General features: G+C 74.7%; 17 protein-coding genes. 4 read left to right on the top strand and 13 right to left on the bottom strand.

From position 1 onward, the window contains the following. Positions 1 to 27 precede the first annotated feature (27 nt). A complete protein-coding gene (locus GXW83_RS05150; RefSeq protein ID WP_225446765.1) occupies positions 28 to 618 on the bottom strand; it encodes a M48 family metallopeptidase in 591 nt (196 codons plus the stop codon). 276 nt (positions 619 to 894) lie between these two features. On the opposite strand from GXW83_RS05150, the gene GXW83_RS05145 reads away from it, so the two are divergent. Together GXW83_RS05145 and GXW83_RS05140 are read left to right on the top strand one after the other, a co-directional pair. Further along, the gene (locus GXW83_RS05145) at positions 895 to 1,992 is read left to right on the top strand and encodes a TOMM precursor leader peptide-binding protein (protein ID WP_182441715.1); all 1,098 of its coding nucleotides are present in this window, start codon (positions 895 to 897) and stop codon (positions 1,990 to 1,992) included. 21 nt (positions 1,993 to 2,013) lie between these two features. Continuing rightward, complete coding sequence (locus tag GXW83_RS05140; RefSeq protein ID WP_182441714.1) at positions 2,014 to 3,414, top strand: AarF/ABC1/UbiB kinase family protein; 1,401 nt, start codon at positions 2,014 to 2,016, stop codon at positions 3,412 to 3,414. Between the two features lie 60 nt (positions 3,415 to 3,474). On the opposite strand, the gene GXW83_RS05135 is transcribed toward GXW83_RS05140, so the two are convergent. The 4 genes from GXW83_RS05135 to GXW83_RS05120 all read right to left on the bottom strand — a co-directional run bounded on the left by GXW83_RS05135 (position 3,475) and on the right by GXW83_RS05120 (position 7,178). After that, positions 3,475 to 3,744 (bottom strand): hypothetical protein, encoded by a 270-nt coding sequence (locus GXW83_RS05135; RefSeq protein ID WP_370466861.1) that lies wholly within the window; start codon positions 3,742 to 3,744, stop codon positions 3,475 to 3,477. Between the two features lie 95 nt (positions 3,745 to 3,839). After that, on the bottom strand, positions 3,840 to 4,115 hold the full coding sequence (locus tag GXW83_RS05130) for a WhiB family transcriptional regulator (protein ID WP_182441713.1): 276 nt from the start codon (positions 4,113 to 4,115) through the stop codon (positions 3,840 to 3,842). Positions 4,116 to 4,335: 220 nt separating this feature from the next. Further along, positions 4,336 to 4,662, bottom strand: a complete 327-nt coding sequence (locus GXW83_RS05125; RefSeq protein WP_182441712.1) for a hypothetical protein — start codon at positions 4,660 to 4,662, stop codon at positions 4,336 to 4,338. Between the two features lie 230 nt (positions 4,663 to 4,892). Then, positions 4,893 to 7,178 carry an ATP-dependent DNA helicase UvrD2 gene (locus GXW83_RS05120; protein ID WP_182441711.1) on the bottom strand — a complete coding sequence of 762 codons (2,286 nt, stop codon included), beginning with the start codon at positions 7,176 to 7,178 and terminating at the stop codon, positions 4,893 to 4,895. Positions 7,179 to 7,344: 166 nt separating this feature from the next. Between GXW83_RS05120 and GXW83_RS05115 the strand changes: the two genes are divergently transcribed. Next, entirely contained in the window at positions 7,345 to 7,599 is a 255-nt protein-coding gene (locus GXW83_RS05115) for a mycoredoxin (protein WP_182441710.1), read from the top strand. A gap of 85 nt (positions 7,600 to 7,684) precedes the next feature. Here the strand turns inward: GXW83_RS05115 and GXW83_RS05110 are convergent, their stop codons facing one another. From GXW83_RS05110 to GXW83_RS05085, 6 genes are all read right to left on the bottom strand, one after another. Further along, the gene (locus GXW83_RS05110; protein WP_182441709.1) at positions 7,685 to 8,470 is read right to left on the bottom strand and encodes a GntR family transcriptional regulator; all 786 of its coding nucleotides are present in this window, start codon (positions 8,468 to 8,470) and stop codon (positions 7,685 to 7,687) included. A 322-nt stretch (positions 8,471 to 8,792) separates the two neighbouring features. Beyond that, positions 8,793 to 9,785 carry an NAD(+) diphosphatase gene (gene nudC / locus GXW83_RS05105; protein ID WP_370466860.1) on the bottom strand — a complete coding sequence of 331 codons (993 nt, stop codon included), beginning with the start codon at positions 9,783 to 9,785 and terminating at the stop codon, positions 8,793 to 8,795. 88 nt (positions 9,786 to 9,873) lie between these two features. Next, positions 9,874 to 11,286 (bottom strand): dipeptidase, encoded by a 1,413-nt coding sequence (locus GXW83_RS05100; protein WP_182441708.1) that lies wholly within the window; start codon positions 11,284 to 11,286, stop codon positions 9,874 to 9,876. Positions 11,287 to 11,392: 106 nt separating this feature from the next. Beyond that, on the bottom strand, positions 11,393 to 14,218 hold the full coding sequence (locus GXW83_RS05095) for an FtsX-like permease family protein (protein ID WP_182441707.1): 2,826 nt from the start codon (positions 14,216 to 14,218) through the stop codon (positions 11,393 to 11,395). After that, the gene (locus tag GXW83_RS05090) at positions 14,215 to 15,015 is read right to left on the bottom strand and encodes an ABC transporter ATP-binding protein (RefSeq protein ID WP_182441706.1); all 801 of its coding nucleotides are present in this window, start codon (positions 15,013 to 15,015) and stop codon (positions 14,215 to 14,217) included. The genes GXW83_RS05095 and GXW83_RS05090 overlap by 4 nt, the downstream gene beginning before the upstream one ends. Further along, positions 15,012 to 15,671, bottom strand: a complete 660-nt coding sequence (locus tag GXW83_RS05085; protein ID WP_182441705.1) for a PadR family transcriptional regulator — start codon at positions 15,669 to 15,671, stop codon at positions 15,012 to 15,014. The genes GXW83_RS05090 and GXW83_RS05085 overlap by 4 nt, the downstream gene beginning before the upstream one ends. A 150-nt stretch (positions 15,672 to 15,821) precedes the next feature. Here GXW83_RS05085 and GXW83_RS05080 point away from each other — a divergent pair, with 150 nt between their 5' ends. Then, a complete protein-coding gene (locus GXW83_RS05080; RefSeq protein ID WP_182441704.1) occupies positions 15,822 to 16,850 on the top strand; it encodes an endonuclease/exonuclease/phosphatase family protein in 1,029 nt (342 codons plus the stop codon). Positions 16,851 to 16,875: 25 nt separating this feature from the next. Here GXW83_RS05080 and GXW83_RS05075 read toward each other — a convergent pair whose 3' ends face one another. Next, positions 16,876 to 18,075, bottom strand: coding sequence for a PP2C family protein-serine/threonine phosphatase (locus tag GXW83_RS05075; RefSeq protein WP_182441703.1), 1,200 nt, complete (start codon positions 18,073 to 18,075; stop codon positions 16,876 to 16,878). A gap of 138 nt (positions 18,076 to 18,213) precedes the next feature. Beyond that, positions 18,214 to 21,456 carry an ATP-dependent DNA helicase gene (locus GXW83_RS05070; protein ID WP_182441702.1) on the bottom strand — a complete coding sequence of 1,081 codons (3,243 nt, stop codon included), beginning with the start codon at positions 21,454 to 21,456 and terminating at the stop codon, positions 18,214 to 18,216. Positions 21,457 to 21,492: the final 36 nt, after the last annotated feature.

The raw sequence follows: 21,492 nt of genomic DNA, 5'->3' as shown, positions 1-21,492 counted from the left end.
CCCGAACCGGGGCCGGGCGGGCCTGCTCTAGCGGGCCTGCCCGGCCGGGTCCTCGGCGTGCCGGGGGCCCGGCAGCTGCGGCGCCCGGGCGGCGGCCGCGGCCCCCTCCAGGTAGCCCCGGGCCCGCTCGGTGCGCGGATAGCCCTCCAGCAGGGCCCAGAAGCGCCGTCCGTGGTCGGCCACCAGCAGGTGGGCCAGCTCGTGCAGCAGCACGTAGTCGACCACGTACTCGGGCATGCCCTGCAGCCGGTGCGACAGCCGGATGGTGCCCTCGGCGGGGGTGCAGGAGCCCCAACGGGTGTTCTGGTTGGTGACCCAGCGGACGCTCGCCGGGCGGGCCGCGCCGTCCAGGTAGCGCTCGGACAGCTCGGCCGCGCGGGCGGCGAGGGCGTCGTCGCCGAGCACCTGCCGGCTCTCCTGGGCGGCGAGCTTGTCCAGCATCAGCGCGACCCAGCGCTTCTCCTCGGCGGCGGACATCCGCTCCGGGATGAGCACCACCGTCCGGTCGCCCTCGCGGTAGGCGGAGACCGTGCGGCTGCGCCGGGCACTGCGGCGCACCTCGACAGCCTGCACCGCGGAGACGTCCTCGGATGCGGCCGGAACACGCCGACGCGGCACAGAAGGACGGGAATCCGGTCCGGCTGCCACCCGCCAGACGTTACCTGCTGGCAGGGACAGAAGTCCCGCCTTCGTGGCTGATTTGTGGTGAACGCTCGGGGCGGCCGGGGCTGGGGATTGGGGCGTTTCCCCGGCATAGCCAGGCGAATCGGATACCGATCATCGGATTGTCATCCACAGGCTGTGGACAACTTTTCGCCTCCTTCGCACACGCAGGGCATGCTCGTCCCGGACGACGCGTTCGCAGCCGTCCGCCGCCCGCCCGGGAGGAGCACCATGCGTCCCTGTCTGAAACCCGCGCTGCGCCGTGCCTGGCGCGACCGGACCACCCTCCAGTTCGGCGTCGGCCCGGCGCACCGGGCGGTACTGGAATCGGCCACGCCCGCCGACGCGGCCTTCCTCGACCTGCTCGACGGCACCCGCGAGCTGCCCGCGCTGACCGCCGCGGCGGCCGGGCTGGGCGTGGGGGCGGAGCGCGTCCGCGAGCTGCTGGACGAACTGCGCGCCTCCGAGGTGCTGGACGACACCGAGGCGCAGCGGGCGCTGCTGGATCTGCCGCCGCCGGAGCGCGCCCGGCTCGGCCCGGATCTGGCGGCGCTGTCCCTGGCCCATCCCCGGCCGGGGGCGGCACCGGCGCTGATGCTGGCGCGGCAGCGGGCCCGGGTGGAGGTGCGCGGTGCGGGGCGGGTCGGCGCCGCCCTGGCCCGGGTGCTGGCCGCCTCCGGCGTCGGCCGGGTGCAGGTGGTGGACGGCGGCCGGGTGGTCGAGCAGGACTGCTCGCCCTGCGGCCTGCCGCCCGAGTCCGTGGGCCGGCCCCGGGCGGCGGCGGCCCGCGCGGCGGTGCGCGGCGGGGCCGCCGCCCGGCCCGACGAGCGGGCCGCCGCGGTGCGCCCGCCGGATCTGGTGGTGGTCGCGCCGCGCGGCGACGCGGCCGGGCTGCTGCCCGATCCCGGGCTCAGCCGCAGCCTGATCCGCAGCGGCACCCCGCACCTGTACGCGGGCGTGCTGGAGACCCTGGGCAGCGTCGGCCCGTTCGTCGTCCCCGGGGTGTCGCCTTGCTCACACTGCCTGGCGCTGCGCCGCGCGGACGAGGATCCGGCCTGGCCCGTGCTGCTGGCCCAGCACTGCTCGGGGCGCGCCACCGCCGTCGCCGCCTGCGACACCTCGCTGGCGACCGCCCTGGCCGGGCTGGCGGCCCTGCACTGCCTGATCTACCTGGACGGGGGTTCACCCCCTAGCCTGGGCGCTGTGGTCGACGTCTCCATGGTGGACGGCTCGATGCGGCGGCGCCGACTGGATCCCCATCCGGACTGCGGATGCTGCTGGAGCACCGGAGTCGGCGGCTCATGGGGGGACAATGATGGAAGTGCGTGACTCGTCAACTGGGAGGCAAGCGTGAGCGATCTTCCGCGGAAGGCCGTGACCCGCACGGCGAAGCTCGCGGCCCTGCCCCTGGGGATAGCGGGCCGCGCCACCCTCGGGTTCGGCAAGCGGATGGGCGGCCGGCCGGCCGACGTGGTGGCGGCCGAGATGCAGCAGCGCACCGCCGACCAGCTGTTCAAGGTGCTGGGGGAGCTCAAGGGCGGCGCGATGAAGTTCGGGCAGGCGCTGTCCGTCTTCGAGGCCGCCCTGCCGGAGGAGGTGGCCGGTCCCTACCGGGCCGCGCTCACCAAGCTGCAGGAGGCCGCGCCGCCGATGCCCGCCGCCTCCGTGCACGCGGTGCTCGCCGAGCGGCTGGGCAGCGACTGGCGGGATCTCTTCCTGGAGTTCGAGGACAGACCGGCCGCGGCCGCCTCCATCGGCCAGGTGCACCACGCGGTCTGGCACGACGGCCGCGAGGTCGCCGTCAAGGTGCAGTACCCGGGCGCGGGCGACGCCCTGCTCTCGGACCTCACCCAGCTCGGCCGGGTCGCCCGGCTGATCGGCCCGCTGATCCCCGGCCTCGATGTGAAACCGCTGATCAGCGAGTTGCGCAACCGGGTCACCGAGGAGCTGGACTACGCCCTGGAGGCCGAGTCCCAGCGGGTGCACGCCGCCGAGTTCGCCGAGGACCCGGACATCACCGTCCCGGACGTGGTCGCCCAGGGCGACCAGGTGCTGGTCACCGAGTGGATGGAGGGCGTGCCGCTGTCCGAGGTGATCGCCTCCGGCAGCCGCGAGCAGCGCGACCGCGCCGGGCAGCTGCTGGCCCGTTTCCTGTTCGCCGGCCCGGTCCGCACCGGGCTGCTGCACGCCGACCCGCACCCGGGCAACTTCCGGCTGCTGGTGGACGACGGCCCGGCCGAGGGCTGGCGGCTGGGCGTGCTGGACTTCGGCACGGTGGACCGGCTGCCCGAGGGGCTGCCGCTGCCGGTGGGCACGGCGCTGCGGATGGCCTTGGCCGGGGACGCCGCCGGGGTGCTGGAGATGCTCCGCCAGGAGGGCTTCGTACGGCCCACCATCGACCTGGATCCGGATGCCGTCCTGGACTACGTGCTGCCGATCATCGAACCGGCCGCCGTGGACGACTTCCACTTCACCCGCAGCTGGATGCGCGCCCAGGCGGCCCGGATCGGCGACCCGCGCTCCCCCGCCTACACCCTGGGCCGGCAGCTGAACCTGCCGCCGGCCTACCTGCTGATCCACCGGGTGACGCTGAGCACCATCGGCGTGCTCTGCCAGCTCGACGCCAACGCGCCGCTCCGGTCCGAGCTGCTGGAGTGGCTGCCGGGCTTCGCCGAGGAGCACGAGCTCCCGGACGGGGACGGACTCCCCGACGGGGAGGGCACCCTCGAGGACGACCTGGCCGAGGTCTGACCGGCCCGGACAGACCGCAGGCCCGGAGCGGTGATCCGCTCCGGGCCTGCGGGCACGGGACTACTGCATGACGACGCTGGCGATGGCCCGGCGGGCCTTCAGCGAGGCGCGCTCGGCGCGCCGCTTCAGCGTGAAAGCGCGCAGCAGGCGTTCGTGCTCTGCCTCCTGCAGCCGCTCTTGCATATGGACACGGGCCAGGGCTTCTGGCATGAGTTGCATGTGGTTGCTCCTGCTCGGGGCACTGTCAAGGACAGCGTTACGGCGTGCTTCCGCGGTCGGCGGGTTGGTGATCTGGAACATTTCTGCCTGCTTGTCGGATGTCGGATCGATGGACGGATGGACGGCGAGCCGCGCGGCGTGGTCGCTCTTGGCGGTGGCTTCCCGCACCGAGCGGCGCAGCGTGTTCGCGGGGGACACGCGGGGGTTCACGCGACGACCTCGTTCTTGCGCGGACGCCCACGGGGCCGCTTGCGGGCCACCACCACGCCCTGGACGAACAGCTCCCCGCCCCACACGCCCCAGGGCTCGCGCCGCTCCAGCGCCCCCTGCAGGCAGGCTTCCTTGACCGGGCAGGTGCCGCAGAGGGACTTGGCGTACTCGACGTCCGCGGGGGTCTCGGCGAAGAAGACCTCGGGGTCGAGCGAGCGGCACGGGATGGGCGCGCCGAGGTTCTCGACCTCGTCGAACGCGGTGATCTGCATCAGGGATACCTCCGGAGGGTGGGCCTGCTCAAGGGCGGGACGTACGGGGCGGGCGGGGCGAGTGGGCTGATCACCGATGACACGTTCGGTCCTCTTGTTCTGGGGTTCGGAGGTTGGAGAAGTACGCGGTTATGGAGTTATGGGTGGCGTTTCGGGCAAACAGAAGGGCCGCGGATCCCGAGTGGGATTCCGCGGCCCTGGATGCCGACCTGATTCAGGATCAGGTTCGTTCTTTCCAGGGTCCAGGCCCGCGGAAGGCCCACATCGGGTGCTGCTGCTCTGCCTGCTCTGCGACTGCCTGCTCGGCGCCGGCCCGGTGGTTTCCGGCACCCGCTGCATAGACGTGGCCGCGATTGGCGGCTGCTTCTGCTGCTACGGATGCCGACATCGGTCGCTTCAGACCGGCGATGGGCAGATCGCTGCCGCCGAAACCGACAACGCCACTGCGGTCGACCAGCCCGGAACCGGACAGGAGGACAGCGGACATGCCGAAGCAGGTGGCGGCCGAGTGCGTCAGGCCCGTCTTGGTGATCAAGGTCGTGGTCACAATGTCCGCCTCCTTCCGGCGTGCTCAGGGCCCGGCTAGCCGAGACCTTCAGATGGTCAGTTGTCTTGGTGGAGCAGCAAGCGATGGTGCAGGTGGGGCATGTCGGGGCGCCCGTGCCGGAAGTGATCCGGCGGGGCCGACGGCCTCGTCTCCTCGACCGTCTCCGGCACGCTAGTGCGCTCCGGACCACCGACGCAAACTATTTTCCGGGAGAGTTCCTCGCGGTGTCGCTACTCGTCCCAGAGGTCCGGGATGTCCCCCGGTGCGGGGGCCGATCCGGGCTCGGGAACGGAGTCCGCGGACTCCCCCGCACACAACGACAGCACGGCCGTACCGTACTTGTCCAGCTTCGCCCGGCCCACTCCGGCGATTCTGGACAGATCACGGATCGAGGCCGGGGCGTCCTCGGCGATGGCGATCAGCGTGGCGTCGGTGAAGACGCAGTAGGTGGGCAGGCCCTGCTGCCTGGCCTGGACGCCGCGCCAGTCCCGCAGCCGCTCGTACAGGGCCTCGTCCAGGTCGGAGGGGCAGCCGGCGCAGCGGCGCAGCTTGCGCTCCACGGCCTCGGTGAGCACCCGCCCGCAGACCCGGCACACCAGCGGCGCCCGGGGGCGGCGCAGGCCCCCGCCCGCGCCGGGACCGGCACCCCGGGCGTCCGGCGCGCCCCCCGGACCGCCGGAGCCGCCGGAGCCCGCGCCGCGCGCCGCGCGCGGGCCGGAGGAGCCCGGCCGCAGCCCGGCCAGGAAGCGCGTCGGCTGCCGCCCGGCCCGGCCGCCCGGGGAGCGGGCCAGCGCCCAGGAGAGCGAGAGGTGCGCCCGCGCGCGGGTGACGCCGACGTACAGCAGCCGCCGCTCCTCCTCGACCTGCTCGTCGGTCTTGGCGTAGGTGATCGGCATCATGCCCTCGGTGAGGCCGACCAGGAACACCGCGTCCCACTCCAGGCCCTTGGCGGAGTGCAGCGAGGCGAGCGTGACGCCCTCGACCGCCGGGGCGTGCTGGGCCGCTGCCCGGGCGTCGAGTTCGGCGACGTACCCGGCCAGGTCGGTGGGCAGCCCGGCCGCGTGCCGGCCCGCCTCGAACTCCTCGGCCAGCCGGACCAGGGCCGACAGCGACTCCCAGCGGTCGCGCACCGCGCCGGAGCCGGCCGGCGGCTGGGGGGTGAAGCCCCGGGTCGACAGCACCGCGCGGACCTGGTCCGCGAGCGCCTCCTGCGCGCCGTCCAGCAGCGGGTCGCTGCCGGCCCGGGCCGCGCCGCGCAGCAGCATGCCGGCCTCGCGCACCTCGGGCCGCTCGAAGAAGCGCTCGGCGCCGCGCAGCTGGTAGGCGATGCCGAGGTCGGCCAGGGCCTGCTCGTACACCGCCGACTGGCCGTTGACCCGGAACAGCACGGCGATCTCGCTGGCGCGCACCCCGGAGGCCAGCAGCGCGGCGATGCGCTTGGCGGTGCCCTCGGCCTCGGCGGTCTCGTCCGGGTACTCGGTGTAGGCCGGGGCCGGTCCGGGCTCGCGCTGCGAGACCAGCTCCAGCCGGTGCGCGGCGGCCTGGCCCCGGGCCTGCGCCAGCAGGCCGTTGGCCAGGTGCACCACCTGCGGGGTGGAGCGGTAGTCGCGGACCAGCTTCACCACCGTCGCCCCGGGGTGCCTGATCCGGAAGTCCAGCAGGTAGGAGGGGGTGGCGCCGGTGAAGGAGTAGATGGTCTGGCTGGCGTCGCCGACCACGCACAGGCTGGAGCGGGGGCCGAGCCACAGGTCGAGCAGGCGCTGCTGGAGCGGCGAGACGTCCTGGTACTCGTCCACCACGAAGTGCTGGTACTGCGCCCTGACCTGCTCGGCGACCTCGGCCCGGTCCTCCAGCACGCCGACGGCGAGCAGCAGCACGTCCTCGAAGTCGATCACGCCCCGGTCCTGCTTCAGCTCCTCGTAGACCTTGTAGACCTGGCGGATCTCGGCCGGATCCCGGGGGGCCTCGCGGCCGGCCTTGCGGACGGCGGCCGGGTAGTCCTCGGGGACGGTCTGGGTGACCTTGGCCCACTCGATCTCGCCGGTGAGGTCGCGCAGCTCGTTGCGGTCCAGCCGCATCCGGCAGCGCGCGGCGGCCTCGGCGACCAGCTGCACCTTGCGCTCCACCAGCCGCGGCAGCTCGCCGCCGACCACCCGCGGCCAGAAGAACTGGAGCTGGCGCAGCGCCGCCGAGTGGAAGGTCCGGGCCTGGACGCCGTCCGCGCCCAGCTCGCGCAGCCGCCCGCGCATCTCCGCCGCCGCGCGGGCGGTGAAGGTCACCGCCAGCACCCGCTGCGGCTGCATCACCCCGCTGCGCACGCCGTAGGCGATGCGGTGGGTGATGGCCCGGGTCTTGCCGGTGCCCGCGCCCGCGAGCACGCACACCGGCCCGTCGAGGGCGGTGGCGACCGCGCGCTGCTCCGGGTCGAGCCCGGCGAGCACGGCGTCGGGGCCCGCGTCCCGGAGGTGGGGGCTGCCGCTGGGGAGGGGCTGTGCGCCCGGGAACTCGGCCTGCATGACCCCATCCTCTCAAGTCCTCCGGACGACGGGCCCCGGGTTGTCCACAGCCCCGGTGTGCTCATACGCACAGCCGGTGCGCGGCCGGAATGTTCGCCGTCACCCGCGCGTTGGACCTGCTGCTCGCCGAACGAAGCGCCGGCCGAACGAAGAAGGAGCGACCTCGATGTCCGCGACGATCACGATGTACAGCACCACCTGGTGCGGCTACTGCAACCGGCTCAAGAAGCAGCTGGACCGCGAGGGCATCGGCTACACCGAGATCAACATCGAGCAGGACCCGGCGTCGGCCGACTTCGTGGAGAAGGTCAACAACGGCAACCAGGTGGTGCCGACGGTGCTGGTGGTGCCCGCCTCGGGCGAGCAGGTCGTGATGACCAACCCGAGCCTGGCCCAGGTGAAGCAGGCCATCGGCGTCTGAGCGCGGCGACGCGACACGGCGGGCCCCCGGCGAGAGCCGGGGGCGCGCCGTCGTGAGCGGGGGCGCGGGGCCGCGCCCCGGCCGGTCACTCCCCGGCGCGCTCCCCGAGGGCGTACACCAGCCGGTTGCGGTCCGCGCAGTAGCGGGTCTCGGTGACCCGGATCGGGCCCGCCGCGGTGAAGCCGGTGCGCAGTTGGACCAGCAGCGGGACGCCCGGCCCGGCCTGGAACCACTGGGCCTCCTCCGGGTTGGGCATCCGCGCGGCCAGCTCGTCCACGCAGCCGATCTCCACGTGTCCGGCGCTGTCGAGGGCGATCTCGTCGCCGCCGACGATCGAGTCCGGGTCCATCAGCGCGGTCCCCGCGGCCAGCCCGACCGGGTAGTGGCTCTCCTCGATGGACCAGGGCTCGCCGTCCATGTGCCGCAGCACCCGCCGCAGCACGACCGCCTCCCCGGCCTTGATGCGCAGCCGGCCGGTGATGTCGGCGGTCGCCCGTACGATCAACATCTGAAAGTCCGAGGACAATTTCCGACCGGCCCGGTCGGCTTCTTCCGCATAAGCGGCGGACGGGGGCGTCAGCGGGGTGCCCGGCGCACCGCCGACCGGCGATCGGTATGCGATGTGATCGAGGACGGGATGGTCCTTGAGGTAGGTCCCCTTTCCCTGGACGCGGATCAGCAGACCCTCGTTGACCAGCACGTCCACCGCCAGCCGCACGGTATTGCGGGCCACTCCGTACTGGTTTTCCAGCTCGCTTTCCACCGGCAGCGGCTCTCCGCTCTGCCACTCGCCGGCCATGATCCGGCGCCGCAGATCCGCAGCCAGTCGCTGGTATTTGGGGGCCTGTCCCGGGCCACGGGAAATGTTCACCCGGCGAATGTAGCCATTTGCTCCGGGCCTTCGCGGAGAAACCAGCCAACATAAGTCAAGTTTGGTGTAGTCCCGGGTATTCCAACCACTTGCGTGCCAGCGGGAACTATGCCCCGGATGGAGCAACGCCGAACGGACGCCCACCGGACCCGGACGCCTGCCCTGCGGCCCGGCGGAAGGCCGCGAAACGGGTCGGCGGGCCCGACGCGGGCGCAGGACGCGGCCGGCGGTTCCGCCCTTCGGGTGAACCGGGGGCTCGAGGCGCACACCGGGCGCGCGGAAACCCCCGCGCGCCCGGTGTGCGTCGTACCTCAGCGGCCGGTCACCAGCGGGCCGTCTCCGGCAGCGGGCCGCCGTACCAGAGCTCCACCAGCCTGCGGGCGATGGAGATGCCGGACGGCGGCAGCACCGTCCCGGCCTCCATACCGGCCCGCAGCTCCTCGCGGGTGAACCAGGCAGCCTCGGAGATCTCCGCACCGTCGACGTCGATGTCGGCGCCGCCGTCGGCCTGGTCCGCGCGGGCCAGGAAGCCCAGCATCAGGCTGGCCGGGAAGGGCCAGGGCTGGCTGGCCACGTAGCTCACCGTGCGCTGGTCCACCCGGACCCCGACCTCCTCGGCCACCTCCCGGGCGACCGCCTGCTCCAGCGACTCCCCCGGCTCCACGAACCCGGCCAGGGTCGAGTAGCGGCCCTCGGGCCACAGCGCCTGCCGGCCCAGCAGCGCCCGGTCCCGGTCGTCGGTCACCAGCATGATCACCGCGGCGTCGGTGCGCGGGTAGTGCTCGTGCGCGCAGGAGGTGCAGCGGCGCACGTGCCCGGCGGCGGCGGGGACCGTCGGGTGGCCGCAGCGCGAGCAGAAGCGGTGCGAGCGGTGCCAGTTCTGCAGCGCCACCGCGTGCACCAGCAGCCCGGAGTCCAGGTCGCCCAGCAGCCCGCCGACCTCGCGCAGCCCGGCCGGGCGGGCGTCGCCGTCCAGCCGCCCGGGCAGCGAGTCCACGTCCAGCGCGAAGTAGGAGACGCCGTCGCCGTTGGTCCCGAGGAAGTAGCGCTCGCCGCCGTCCGGCGCCTCGAACGAGGGCAGCAGCACCAGTTCGCTGCCGGTGCCGGTGTCGATCACGAACGCCTGGCCCTCGGCCACCACCAGCACCCGGGTGTCGGGGTGGCTCCAGGCCGCGGCCAGCCAGGGCTCGTCCAGCCGGTGCTCGGCCGCCCGGTCCACACCCGCCCTGGCCAGCGCCAACGGCGGGTCGATGGCCCCGCCCGGCGCCGTCGCCCCGGTGGCGGACTCCGCCGCGGCCTCGTCCCTCGGCTGCACGATCACGTCCCCAGCTCCCCCTTCATCGGATTCCGAACCCTGCTGACGGCCCCGCTGCGCGAGGCGTCCTCCCACGGCGCCCGCCGCGCTAGCGATCGCCGGGGCCCCAGTGCTCGGCCAGGTCCGACCACAGGTACGCGGCCGTCTCCACGCCCTTGTCCAGCAGGTCCAGCTCGACCTTCTCGTCCACCGAGTGCCAGCTGTCCGAGGGCACCGAGATGCCCAGGAACAGCACCGGCGCGCCCAGGACGTCCTGCAGGTCGGCGGCGGGGCCGGAGCCGCCCTCGCGGGTGAACCTGATCTTCTGCCCGAAGGCCCGGCCCATGGCGCGGACCAGCGACTGCAGCGCCGGGTGGTCCAGCGGGGTCAGGCAGGGGCGGGTGGCGCCGGGCAGCACGATCTCGTGCCGGATGCCGGCCGGCAGCTGCTCGGCCACCCACGCCGACACGGCCTGGCGGACCTTCTCCACCTCCTGCCCGGCGACCAGCCGGAAGGAGAGCTTCAGGTGCGCCTCGGCCGGGACGATGGTCTTGCCGCCGGGGCCGGTGTAGCCGCCCCAGATGCCGTTGACCTCGGCGGTGGGCCGGGCCCAGACCCGCTCCAGGGTGCTGAAGCCGGCCTCGCCCAGGGTGGCGCCGGACTTGGCGACCGACAGCCACTCCTGCTCGTCGAAGGGCAGCTCGGCGAAGAGTTCGCGCTCCTGATCGGTCAGCTCCACCACACCGTCGTAGAAGCCGGGGACGGCCACCCGCCGGTCCTCGGTGTGCAGCGCCGCGACCAGCCGGGCCGCCTCGGTGGCCGGGTTGGGCACCGCGCCGCCGAAGGAGCCGGAGTGGATGTCCTGCGCCGGGCCGTACAGGTCGATCTGGCAGTCCACCAGGCCGCGCATGCCGGTGCAGACGGTCGGGGTGTGCTCGGCCCACATGCCGGTGTCGGAGATGATCACCACGTCGGCGGCGAGCTGCTCGGTGCGCTCCCGGATCAGCGCGCCGAAGTTGGGCGAGCCGGACTCCTCCTCGCCCTCGACCAGCAGCTTGAGGTTGACCGCCGGGGCGGTGCGGCCGGTGGCCGCGAGGTGGGCGCGCACTCCGAGGGTGTGGAAGAAGACCTGCCCCTTGTCGTCGGCGGCGCCGCGGGCGAACATCCGGCCGTCCACCACGGCCGGTTCGAACGGGTCGGTGGCCCAGCCGTCCTCGCGGGCGGCGGGCTGGACGTCGTGGTGGCCGTAGACCAGCACCGTCGGCGCCGCCGCCTCGCCCGAGGGCCACTCGGCGAACACCGCCGGCAGGCCGCCGCCGGGCGTCTCCCAGACCTCCACCACCGGGAATCCGGTGCGGCGCAGCGCGTCGGCGAGCCACTCGGCGGAGCGGCGGACGTCGCCCGCGCGGCCGGGGTCGGCCGAGACCGAGGGGATGCGCAGCCAGGCGGCCAGGTCGTCAAGGAACGCAGTGCGGTTCTGGTCGATGAACTCGCGGACCGCGCTGTCCGGGGAAGTCGTCATGGGTACGACTCTAGTTCGCATGCGCGGCGGCCCCGCACCGTGCCCCTGCCCCGGTCGCGGGGCGCGGGCACGGCACGGGGCCGGGGCGCGGGTCGGGCGGCGCGGGTCAGGCGGTGCGGCGGCTCAGCACCATCCGGGAGCGGGTGCATCCGGCCGCCAGCAGCCAGGCCAGCAGCGGCAGCCCGACGACGATCGCCGCCAGCGTCGTCCACGGCATCACCAGCGGCGCGGACACCGGACCGGTCGGGTCGGCCCCCTGACCGGGGCTGTTCTCGTAGTGCCAGAGCGCCCACGCCGGGACGAGCCCGGCCGCCGAGCCGAGCAGCGCGCCCATGGCCGCGATCACCGCGCACTGGAACCCGGAGAGCACCCGCCGGATCCGGGGGGCGGCTCCGACCGCGGCCAGGGTGGCCAGGTCGGCCTGCGAGTCGGCGGCGGCCAGCCCGGTGGCGATGGCGGCGGCGCCGATGGCGACCACCGAGGCGGCGATGGCCAGCCCGATGGCGATGGCGCTGCTGTTGCTCTGGTAGCCGCGCTCGACCGACAGCGAGTAGCTGGGAGCGACCTTGCCCAGGGCGGCGTTCAGCCGCTGCTGGTCGGCGCTGCTCATCACCTGCGGCGGGGCCCAGACCGAGCCGAGGGCGGCGGTCCGCAGCCCGGCACTGGCGGCGGCGGAGGGCGAGAGCAGCGCGGTCACGGCGGCGGGCTTGCCGGTGACCACCTCGGCGGGCAGTTGGACGGTGGTGGTGGTGGCCTTGGAGTCGGAGTTGGCCGCGTCGGAGACCTTCTGCAGCTCCAGCGTGATGTGGCCGTCGGTGACGTACTCGGGGTCGGTGACCAGGACCGTGCCGTCGGCCAGCGCCTGGGCGGCGGCCTGGTCGTGGATGCCCAGCAGGTCGGGCAGGGCGGCCGCGCTGCCGACCACGACGCTCTGCCCGGCGAAGGACTCGTTGCCCCAGAGGGCGTGCGTGCAGGTGCTCGGCAGCTCCGCGTCCGGCGCGCCCCAGCCGCCCGCGCCGGGCGGGCAGTGGGCGGCGGCCGGGGGCTGGAGCGCGACGTTGCCGCAGGGGCCCTCGCTGGTGGTGTCGCAGTCGTTGCGGAAGACCAGCTTGTAGAGGTCCCCGCGCGGGCCGAGGTCGGCGATGGTGCTCTGCACGGCGGCGACCTCGGCCGCGACCCGGGCCGGGCTGTCGCCCGACTGCAGTTGCAGCGCGACCGAGCCCATCGGGCCGGAGGCCTGGTAGGCGGCACGGGACTCGGCCTCGCTGCTGGACTGGTAGACGCTGACCGCGACCGCTCCGGCGACGGCGGCCATCACCGCGGCCACGGCGGGCGCGGTGCGGCTGCGGTTGCGGGTGGAGTCGCGCAGGGCCAGCCGGGGGCCGAGCGGCAGCCGTCCGCTGAGCCTGCCGAACAGCCCGACCAGGAACGGGGTGCAGGCGACCACGCCGAGTTCGGCGACGACCGAGCCGCCGAGGATGGAGCTGCTGCCCTGGCCGGTGCCGACGCCGAGCAGCGCGACCGCGGTGCCCCCGGCGATGCCGAGCACGCCGAGCCCGGTGAGCCATCGCGGCGGGGACTTGATGGTGCCGCGGCCGGTCAGCGACGCGACCACGTCCTGCCGGGCGGCCTGGACGGCGGGGACGACGGCCGCCAGCAGCCCGGTGACCAGGCCCACCAGCACGATGCCGAGCAGGTCGGTGGGGTTCAGCGCGAAGCTGCCGAAGCGCTGGCCGGCGTACTGCTCCAGCCTGCCGCGGCCCAGCGCGACCGCGAGCGCGCCCACGACGATGCCGACGGCCGCCCCGGTCGTGCCGAGGACGACGCCGCCGCCGAGGACGACCGCGCGGATCTGCGAGCGGTTGCCGCCGCCGGCGGCGATCAGGCCGAGCTGGCGGCGGGAGCGGCGGGCGCCGACGGCGAAGGCCGGTCCGGCGAGCAGCACGATCTCCAGCAGCGCCATGCCGACGACGGTGGACAGCAGGGTCACCGTGCGGGCGTCGCCGCCGCCGGAATCGGACTGGTACTCCGGGTCCTGGTAGATCGGCACGGCGCTGTGCGGCGGCGGGTCCAGCAGGACCGCCCGTGAGGTCACGCTGAAGCCGTACGCGTCGGCCTTGAGCACGTCGGCCCAGGTGAAGGGGGTGTGGTCGGGCAGCGCGACCAGCCAGGAGCCCGCCGTGGAGGCCGCGGAGGAGTCGTCCGAGCCGGTGCTCGCCCCGGTTCCGGCGCTCTGCGCGGCGACCGCGTCGGTCAGGTCGTCCGGGCGCAGCACCAGCTGGGGCTGGTTCAGCGCGTCCGGGAACTCCACGGCGGCGGTGATGGTCAGCGGCAGGTGGGTGCCGACCGGGGTGGTGGTCTGCCCGACGCTCAGGCCGGACTGCTCGAGGAAGGCGGTGCTGGCCGCGACCTGGTCGTGGCCGGTGGGCCAGCTGCCCCGGTCGAGCACGACCATGCCGTGGGAGAGCGGGTCGGACGAGTCGAATCCCTGGGCCTGGACCTGCAGCACGCCGGTGGCGGTGCTGGTGGACAGCAGTGTCCCGTTGCTGATCGGCAGCAGGCGGGCGCCGGCCGGCAGCGCCTGGGCCAGCAGCCGGGAGACCGGCTCGGCGGCCCTGGCCTGCTCCTGCGCGGTCGGGTGCGGCTTGGAGCCGTCCTCGGAGGGGACGTCGGTCTGGCCGTTGCCCGGGTCCGGGGTCTGCTCCAGCCGCCAACCGAGCTGGGTCGGGGTGATCAGGGCCTCGGCCGTGCCCATGGCGCGGGTGATCTTCTGCTGCACCGTCAGCTGCGAGCTGCGGTAGGTGACGTCGGCGGCGGAGACGCCCACGATCGGGATGGCGATCATGGCGATGACCAGGGCGCTGCGCCCCTTGGCGCGCAGGGCGTCGCGCCGGGCGACCCGGAGCGCGACCCGCCAGGCGGCGAGCTTCACAGCGTCCCCGTCCCGTGGGACGAGTTCGGCGCGGAGCCGCTGAGCAGCGCCTCGGCGGCGAGCGGCGCGGACTCGTCGACCAGCCGGCCGTCGCGCAGGAAGACGACGCGGTCGGCCCAGGCGGCGTGCCGGGCCTCGTGGGTGACCATGACGGCCGCGGCGCCGGCGTCGCAGCGGGCGCGCAGCACGGCCAGCACGGCCTCGCCGGTGGTGGAGTCCAGGGCGCCGGTGGGCTCGTCGGCGAGGACCAGGCGGCGGTCGCCGATCAGGGCGCGGGCGATGGCCACGCGCTGCTGCTGGCCGCCGGACATCTCGTCGGGGAAGCGGTCGGCGAGGTCGGCGATGCCGATCTCGCGCAGCGCGGCCAGGGCCTCGGTGCGGGCCTTGCGCCCGGAGAGGCCGTCCAGCTCGCGGGGCAGCGAGACGTTCTCGGCCGCGGTCAGCGCGGGTATCAGGTTGAAGTCCTGGAAGACGTAGCCGATGGAGCGGCGGCGGACGGCGGCCAGGGCCTTGCGGGAGAGCGCCCCCAGCTCCTGGCCCTCCACCAGGATCTCGCCGCCGGTGGCGCTGTCGAGGCCGCCCGCGAGGGTGAGCAGCGTGGACTTGCCCGAGCCGCTGGGCCCCATCACGGCGACGAACTCGCCGGGCAGCACCGCGAGGTCGACCTCGCGCAGCGCGTGCACCTCGGCGGCGCCGTGGCCGTGGACGCGGGAGACGCCGCGCAGCCGCAGCACTGCCCCGTCGGGCGTCCGGGGGGCGTCCCCCCGGTCTGTGTTGTCCCACCCCTGTGTGCTCATCGGCTCTCGGCTCCCTCTCGTGCGGGTACGGCAGGTGTCTCGGGTCGTGCGGCGGCGGGCCGGCGGGCGGCCAGCCGCTCGGCGTGGCGGACCAGCCGGGTCTCGCAGTGGTCCAGCCAGCGGACCTCGGCCTCGGCCTGGAAGATCAGCTGGTCCAGGACCAGCAGCCAGGCCAGGTCCTGGCCGGCGGCGGCGGCGTCGTCCGGCCCGGCTCCGGCGGGGGCCTCGGCGGGCGCGGCCTCGGTGGCGGCGAGTGCCCGGGCCTTGAGCCGGGTGTAGTCCTGGAGCGCGCGGACGGTGTGGACGCGCTGGCGCTGGATCACCGCGGCGACATCCACCCCGACCACGGTGACGGCCATGGCGAGCTTGATCGCCAGCTCGTCGCGCGGCGGGTTGTCGCGGCGTACCGGGCTGCCGAACCAGCTGCGCAGTTCCTCGCGTCCGTGATCGGTGATGGCGTAGAAGACGTGGCCCTCGGAGTCCTCGCCGTCGGGGCGGACCAGGCCGTCCCGTTCCAGCCGGCCGAGGGTGGTGTAGACCTGGCCGACGTTGAGCGGCCAGGTGGCGCCGGTACGTGCTTCGAACTCGGTGCGGAGCTGGTAGCCGTAGCGGGGGCCTTGTTCGAGCAGCGCGAGCAGCCCGTGACGGATCGACATACCGAGTATGTATACCCGGTATGCAGGGGGCATTCAACCCGCCACAGGTCCCCGAACGGCCGACCGGCGACCTGCGCGGGACCGCCGCACGACCGCAGGGCGCCGCCGGAGCGACACCGGGCCGACCCCGGAACGCACTATCTTCGGCACGTGAGCCAGCTGCGCATCGCCACCTTCAACCTGCTGCACGGCCAGTCCCTCGGCCCCGACGGCAGACCCCTCGCCCTCCCCGGATCCACCGATCCCGGCGGGCCCCTGGCCGAGGCCGTGGCCGCCCTGGACGCCGACGTCCTGGCGATGCAGGAGGTGGACCGCCACCAGCCCCGCTCCGGCCTGGTGGACCAGGCCGCCGTCGCCGCCAAGGCCATGGGCGCGGCCGACTGGCGCTTCGCCGCCGCCCTGCACGGCCGCCCCGCGCCGGTCGCCGGCTGGATCCCCGAGCCGGGCGTCCCCGGGCTGCGGGTGTACGGGCCGGAGGAGATCGGCGTCGGCGCGGAGCTGCCCTCGTACGGCACCGCGCTGCTGACCCGGCTGCCGGTACGCCAGTGGCGGGCGCGGCGGTTCGCCCCGGCGCCGTTCGGACTGCCGCTGCGGGTCGCCGGGCGGCGCGGGCTGACCCCCGTGCCGGACGAGCCGAGGGCGGCGGTCGCGGCCGTGCTCGAGGGCCCGGCCGGGCCGTTCACGGTGGTGGCGGCGCACCTGTCGTTCGTCCCCGGCTGGAACATGGGCCAGCTGGCCGGCATCCGCCGGTGGATCTCCGACCTGCCCGCGCCCTACCTGCTGCTCGGGGACTTCAACCTGGTCGGCGCGGTGCCCCGGACCGTGCTCGGCGGCGCGGCCATGGTGGACGGCCTCGGCCGCCGCTCGGCGCACCCCCGCCCCGGCCGCTGGCGCGAGGGGCAGTGGCGCGACGGCCGCTGGCGCGATGCGCAGTGGCGGGACGGGCAGTGGCGCGAGGGGCGGGAGGCGCGCCGGGCGCGGCGGACGCTGTCCCAGCGCGCGGTGCTGCGCGGCTGGCGGGACCTGGCCCGCACCCCCACCTATCCGGCGCACCGGCCGACGGTCCAGTTCGACCACGTACTCTCCGTGGGCGTCCCGCGCAGCGCCGTACGGGCCACCAGCACCCCGGCCGTCGGCGTCTCCGACCACCGGCCGCTGCTGGTGGTGCTGGAAGTCTGACCCGCGACCGGCCCGCGACCGCGCGTTAGCGCACTTCCTCGCTGGCCCCGCCCCGGGGGCGGCCGACCTTGTGCAGCGCCACGTAGGCGGTCGCCGCCTCCGGCGCCACCGGCCACGGCTGGGCCGGCGGCTCGTACTGGAGCAGCAGCATCGCCGCGTCGTCGCCGAGCTGGCGGCCGACGTGCCGGCGGACGTCCTCGTGCAGCCGTTCCAGCACGTCGGCCGGGTTGTCGGCGACCGCGCAGTCCGGCAGCCGCTCGGCCAGCGGGTAGAAGACGCCCCAGCTGTCCCGGGCCTCGATCACGCCGTCGGTGTAGAGCAGCAGCCGGTCGCCGTCCACGAAGGGGAAGCGCAGCACCGGCGGGCAGACCTGGGCGGGCTCCAGCACGCCCAGCGGCGGCACCCGCACCTCGGACTCCAGCAGCATCGACGGCTCCTCGCCGCGCAGCAGCAGCGGGCCGGGGTGGCCGCAGTTGACGATCTCGGCCACGCCGTCCGGGCGCACCCCCACCAGCACCAGGGTGACGAACTCCTCGTCGACGCCGTCGTGGTCGCTCTCGTGCAGGGACCGGTCCAGGCTGTCCGCCAGCCAGGAGGCGACCCGGTCCAGCTCCGGCTCCTGGTGCGCGGCCTCGCGGAACGCCCCGAGCACCGCCGCCGCCGTCTCCACCGCGCCCAGCCCCTTGCCCCGGACGTCGCCGATCACCGCGCGCACGCCGTAGCGGGTCTGCACCACCTCGTACAGGTCGCCGCCGATGCTGGCGTGGGCGGCGGCCGCGGCGTAGTGCACCGCCGCGCGCACCGGGCCGATCCGGTCCGGGATGGAGCGCAGCAGCACCCGCTGGGCCACCTCGGAGACCAGCCGGGCGTCGGCCAGCTCCTGCTCCTGCCGGTTGCGCAGCAGCACGCTGGCCGAGCCGATGGCGGCGATCAGGATGATGGCGACCACGCTCGCGCCGTGCACCGACTGGGTCATCGTCCCGTCGTGCACGGACAGGCCGAAGGCCACGCCCACGGTGATTCCGCCGACCAGCACCGGGTACCAGGTCCGGTGGGAGACGACGGCGGCCAGGGCGGGCCCGACGGTGAGAGCGGGCTCGAAGGTCACCCGGGGGCTGCGGCTGGCGGCGTCGAGCGCCAGTACGAAGGCGATCCCTATGAACGGAAGCACCAATATCGCGCGGTGCCAGGGGATGCTGCGGCGAAGCCTTCCGGTGGGACTCAACGTCGTTTCTCCTGCGGGCGCTGTGCTACGGCGATAGGAAGGAAGGCGGGCTGACTACTTGTCGTTCAAAATTGGACAGGGGTTGACTGGTTGATGCCAATAACATTAGGCACGAAAAGGACATGATGCACAGTCCTTTCACGAAATTCCCGTGGCACCCCCATCTATAGGCCGCCCGTTCGGAGTAATGGGTACGAGCAGCTGTTCCAGCTCCTCCCGCCCCGGCAGCCGCTCCGGGCGGACGACGCTTCCGGTACGCACATACAGGAACGCCGCGGACACCTGCTCCGGCGGGACGCCCCGCAGCTCCGCCCAGGCCAGCCGGTACACCGCCAGCTGCAGCGGATCGGCGGTCTGCTGCCGGTTGGTCTTCCAGTCCACCACCTCGTAGGCGTCCGGGCCGGTCCGGTAGACCGCGTCGATCCGGCCCCGCACCACCCGCCCGGCCAGCAGCAGCTGGAACGGCTCCTCCACCCGGTGGGGTGTGAGCGCGGCATAGGGCGTGCGCAGGAAGGCCTCCTTGAGCCGGGCCAGATCGCGTTCGTCCTCGATCCACTCGTCCTCCGCGCCCGGCAGGGCGTCCTCGCCCAGCAGCATCAGCGGCTCGAACCGGGACTCCACCCAGGCGTGGAAGCGGGTGCCGCGCCGGGCCGCGGGCTGCGGCGGGCGCGGCATCGGCCGGGCCAGCTCCCGGGCGAAGCCGTCCGGGTCCTCCGCCAGCCGCAGCAGCTGCGAGGCGGAGAGCGCGGCCGGCAGCGGGACGTCCCGGCGGCTGGCCCGGGCCCGCAGCAGCTCGCCGGAGAGGGCCTCCAGATCGCGGTCCCAGGAGGCCACCAGGCGCTGCTCCTCGGGGACGAGCCCGGCGTCCGGGTCGGCGCCGGGCTCGGCCGGGGCCTCGCCGCGCAGCCCGGCCAGCACCCGCAGCCCCGCGGCCCGGCGGGCGGCCTGGGCGTCCCGGTCCAGCGGCAGCGGCCAGGGGTGGTCGGCGGTGCGCGCCAGCGACGGGTTCTCCGCGCCCTCGCCCGGCGGCTCGGCCCACACCTCGATCTCGCCGCCGACCCCGCTCTCGCAGTACTCCCGCAACTGCTCCAGGAACGGCGACGGGCCCCGGGGCCGCTTCTGCGACGGGCCCCACCAGTGCCCGGAGGCCAGCAGCAGGTCGCGCGGGCGGGTGAAGGCGACGTAGCCGAGCCGCAGCTCCTCGGTGGCGGCGTGCTCCTTCATCTGCGCGGTGAACGCCCTCATGCCCGGGCCGGTCCAGGCCGGGGTGGGCGGCAGGGTCGCCGCGTCGCCGCGCAGGTCGTGCGGCAGCGCCTCCGGGCGGCCGGTCCACCGCTCGCGCCCCTTCTCGCCCGGGAAGCCCCCCTTGACCAGCCCGGGCACGGCCACGACGTCCCACTCCAGGCCCTTGGACTTGTGCACGGTGAGCACCTTCACCGTGTCGTCGCCGCCGGGCAGGGTGTTGTCCAGCCCCCGGTCGAACTCCTGCGCGGCCCGCAGGAAGCCCAGGAAGGCGGCCAGCGACGGGTCGCCGTCGAGGTCGGCGAAGCCCGCCGCGACGTCCAGGAAGGCGTTCAGGGTCTCCCTGCGGCGGGCGGCCAGGGCGTGCGGCGAGGCCGCCAGCTCCACCTCCAGGCCGGTGACGGCCAACACCCGGTGCAGCACGTCCATCAGCGGCTCGGCCAGCGCCCGGCGCAGGTCGCGTATCTCCGCCGCCAGCCGGGCGAAGCGGGAGCGCGCCTCGTCCGAGACCGGCAGCTCCCGCTCCCGGTCCTGCGGGTGCAGGAAGGTCTCCAGGGCGTCGGCCAGCGAGACCACCTCGGTCGGGTCGGTCCCGGCCACGGCCTCGGCCAGCCGGTCGGGGCCGGGCGCGTCAGCCCCGCCGGTCCGGACCAGGTCGCGGGCTCGGCGGCCGAGCAGCGCCAGATCCCGGGGGCCGATCCGCCAGCGCGGGCCGACCAACAGCCGCACCAGCGCCGCATTGGCCGTCGGATCCTGCAGCACCTCGCAGGTGGCGACCAGGTCCGCCACCTCCGGCAGGTTCAGCAGCCCGGACAGGCCGACCACCTCCACCGGGACGTCCCGGGCGACCAGGGCGGCGTGCATGTCGGGGAAGAGGTCCCGCCCGGCCCGGCACAGCACCGCGATCCGGCCCGGCCGGGTGCCGGTGCGGACCAGGTGCGCGATGGAGTCGGCCAGCCAGGCCACCTCCTGGTCGTGGCTGTCCAGCAGGGCGCAGCGGACGAAGCCGTCGCGCTCCGCGCCGGGCGCCGGGCGCAGCGCCGCCACGCCCCGGTGCAGTTCGCGCAGCGGCGCGGCCAGCTCGTTGGCGAACTCCAGCAGCCGTCCGCCGCTGCGGCGGTTCTCGGAGAGCGAGTAGCGGTCGGCCGGGCCGCCGCCGGCCCGGGGGAAGTGCTCAGGGAAGTCGTCCAGGTTGGCGACGGAGGCCCCGCGCCAGCCGTAGATGGCCTGGCAGGGGTCGCCGACGGCGGTGACCGGGTGGCCCGAGCCCGCGCCGAAGAGGCCTGCGAGCAGCAGCCGCTGGGCGACGGAGGTGTCCTGGTACTCGTCCAGCAGCACCACCCGGAACTGCTCGCGCAGCAGTCGGCCGACCTCGGGGTGGTCCTGGGCCAGCCGGGCGCAGGCGGCTATCTGGTCGCCGAAGTCCATCAGCCCGGCGTCCTGCTTGCGGGCCCGGTAGCGCTGGACCAGGTCGGCCAGCTCCAGCCGGGCGGCGGCGGCCCGGGGGACCTTGCGCAGGTCCTCGTTGCCCAGCCGGACGCCGTCGAGCGCGGCCAGCAGCCCGCTGTCGTACGCCCGCAGGCGCTCGGGGGCGACCAGGTGCTCGGCGAGCTCGCCGTCCAGCGTCAGCAGGCTGTCGATCAGCGTGGAGAAGGCGCCGGTCAGCGCCGGGTAGGGGCCGGGGGCCTGGCGCAGGACGCGGGCGGCGAGCTGGTAGCGGGTGGCGTCGGCGAGCAGCCGGACATCCGGCTCCAGCCCGATCCGCAGCCCGTGGTCCTTCAGCAGCCGCCCGGCGAAGGCGTGGTAGGTGGAGATCTCCGGCTCGCCCAGGACGTCGTCGTCGGCGACCGGGTCGGTCTCCACCACCCCGGCCTGCACCAGGGCCTTGCGGACGCGTTCGGCCAGCTCGCCGGCGGCCTTGTTGGTGAAGGTCAGCCCCAGCACCTGCTCCGGGCGGACCTGCCCGGTGCCGACCAGCCAGACCACGCGGGCCGCCATCACCGTGGTCTTGCCCGAGCCCGCGCCCGCGACGATCACCGCGGGGGCGAGCGGCGCGGTGATCGCGCGCGTCTGCTCCGCGGTGAAGGGGATGCCCAGGAGCTGCTTGAGCTGCTCGGGGCTGCTGATGGCTGGGTGCACCCCGGAAACGCTAGCGGCTGCCACCGACAACCCGCG

The organism is Streptacidiphilus sp. PB12-B1b (assembly GCF_014084125.1).
In the GTDB taxonomy this organism is placed as follows: Bacteria; Actinomycetota; Actinomycetes; order Streptomycetales; family Streptomycetaceae; genus Streptacidiphilus.
This window is presented reverse-complemented; position numbering and strand designations above follow the sequence as displayed.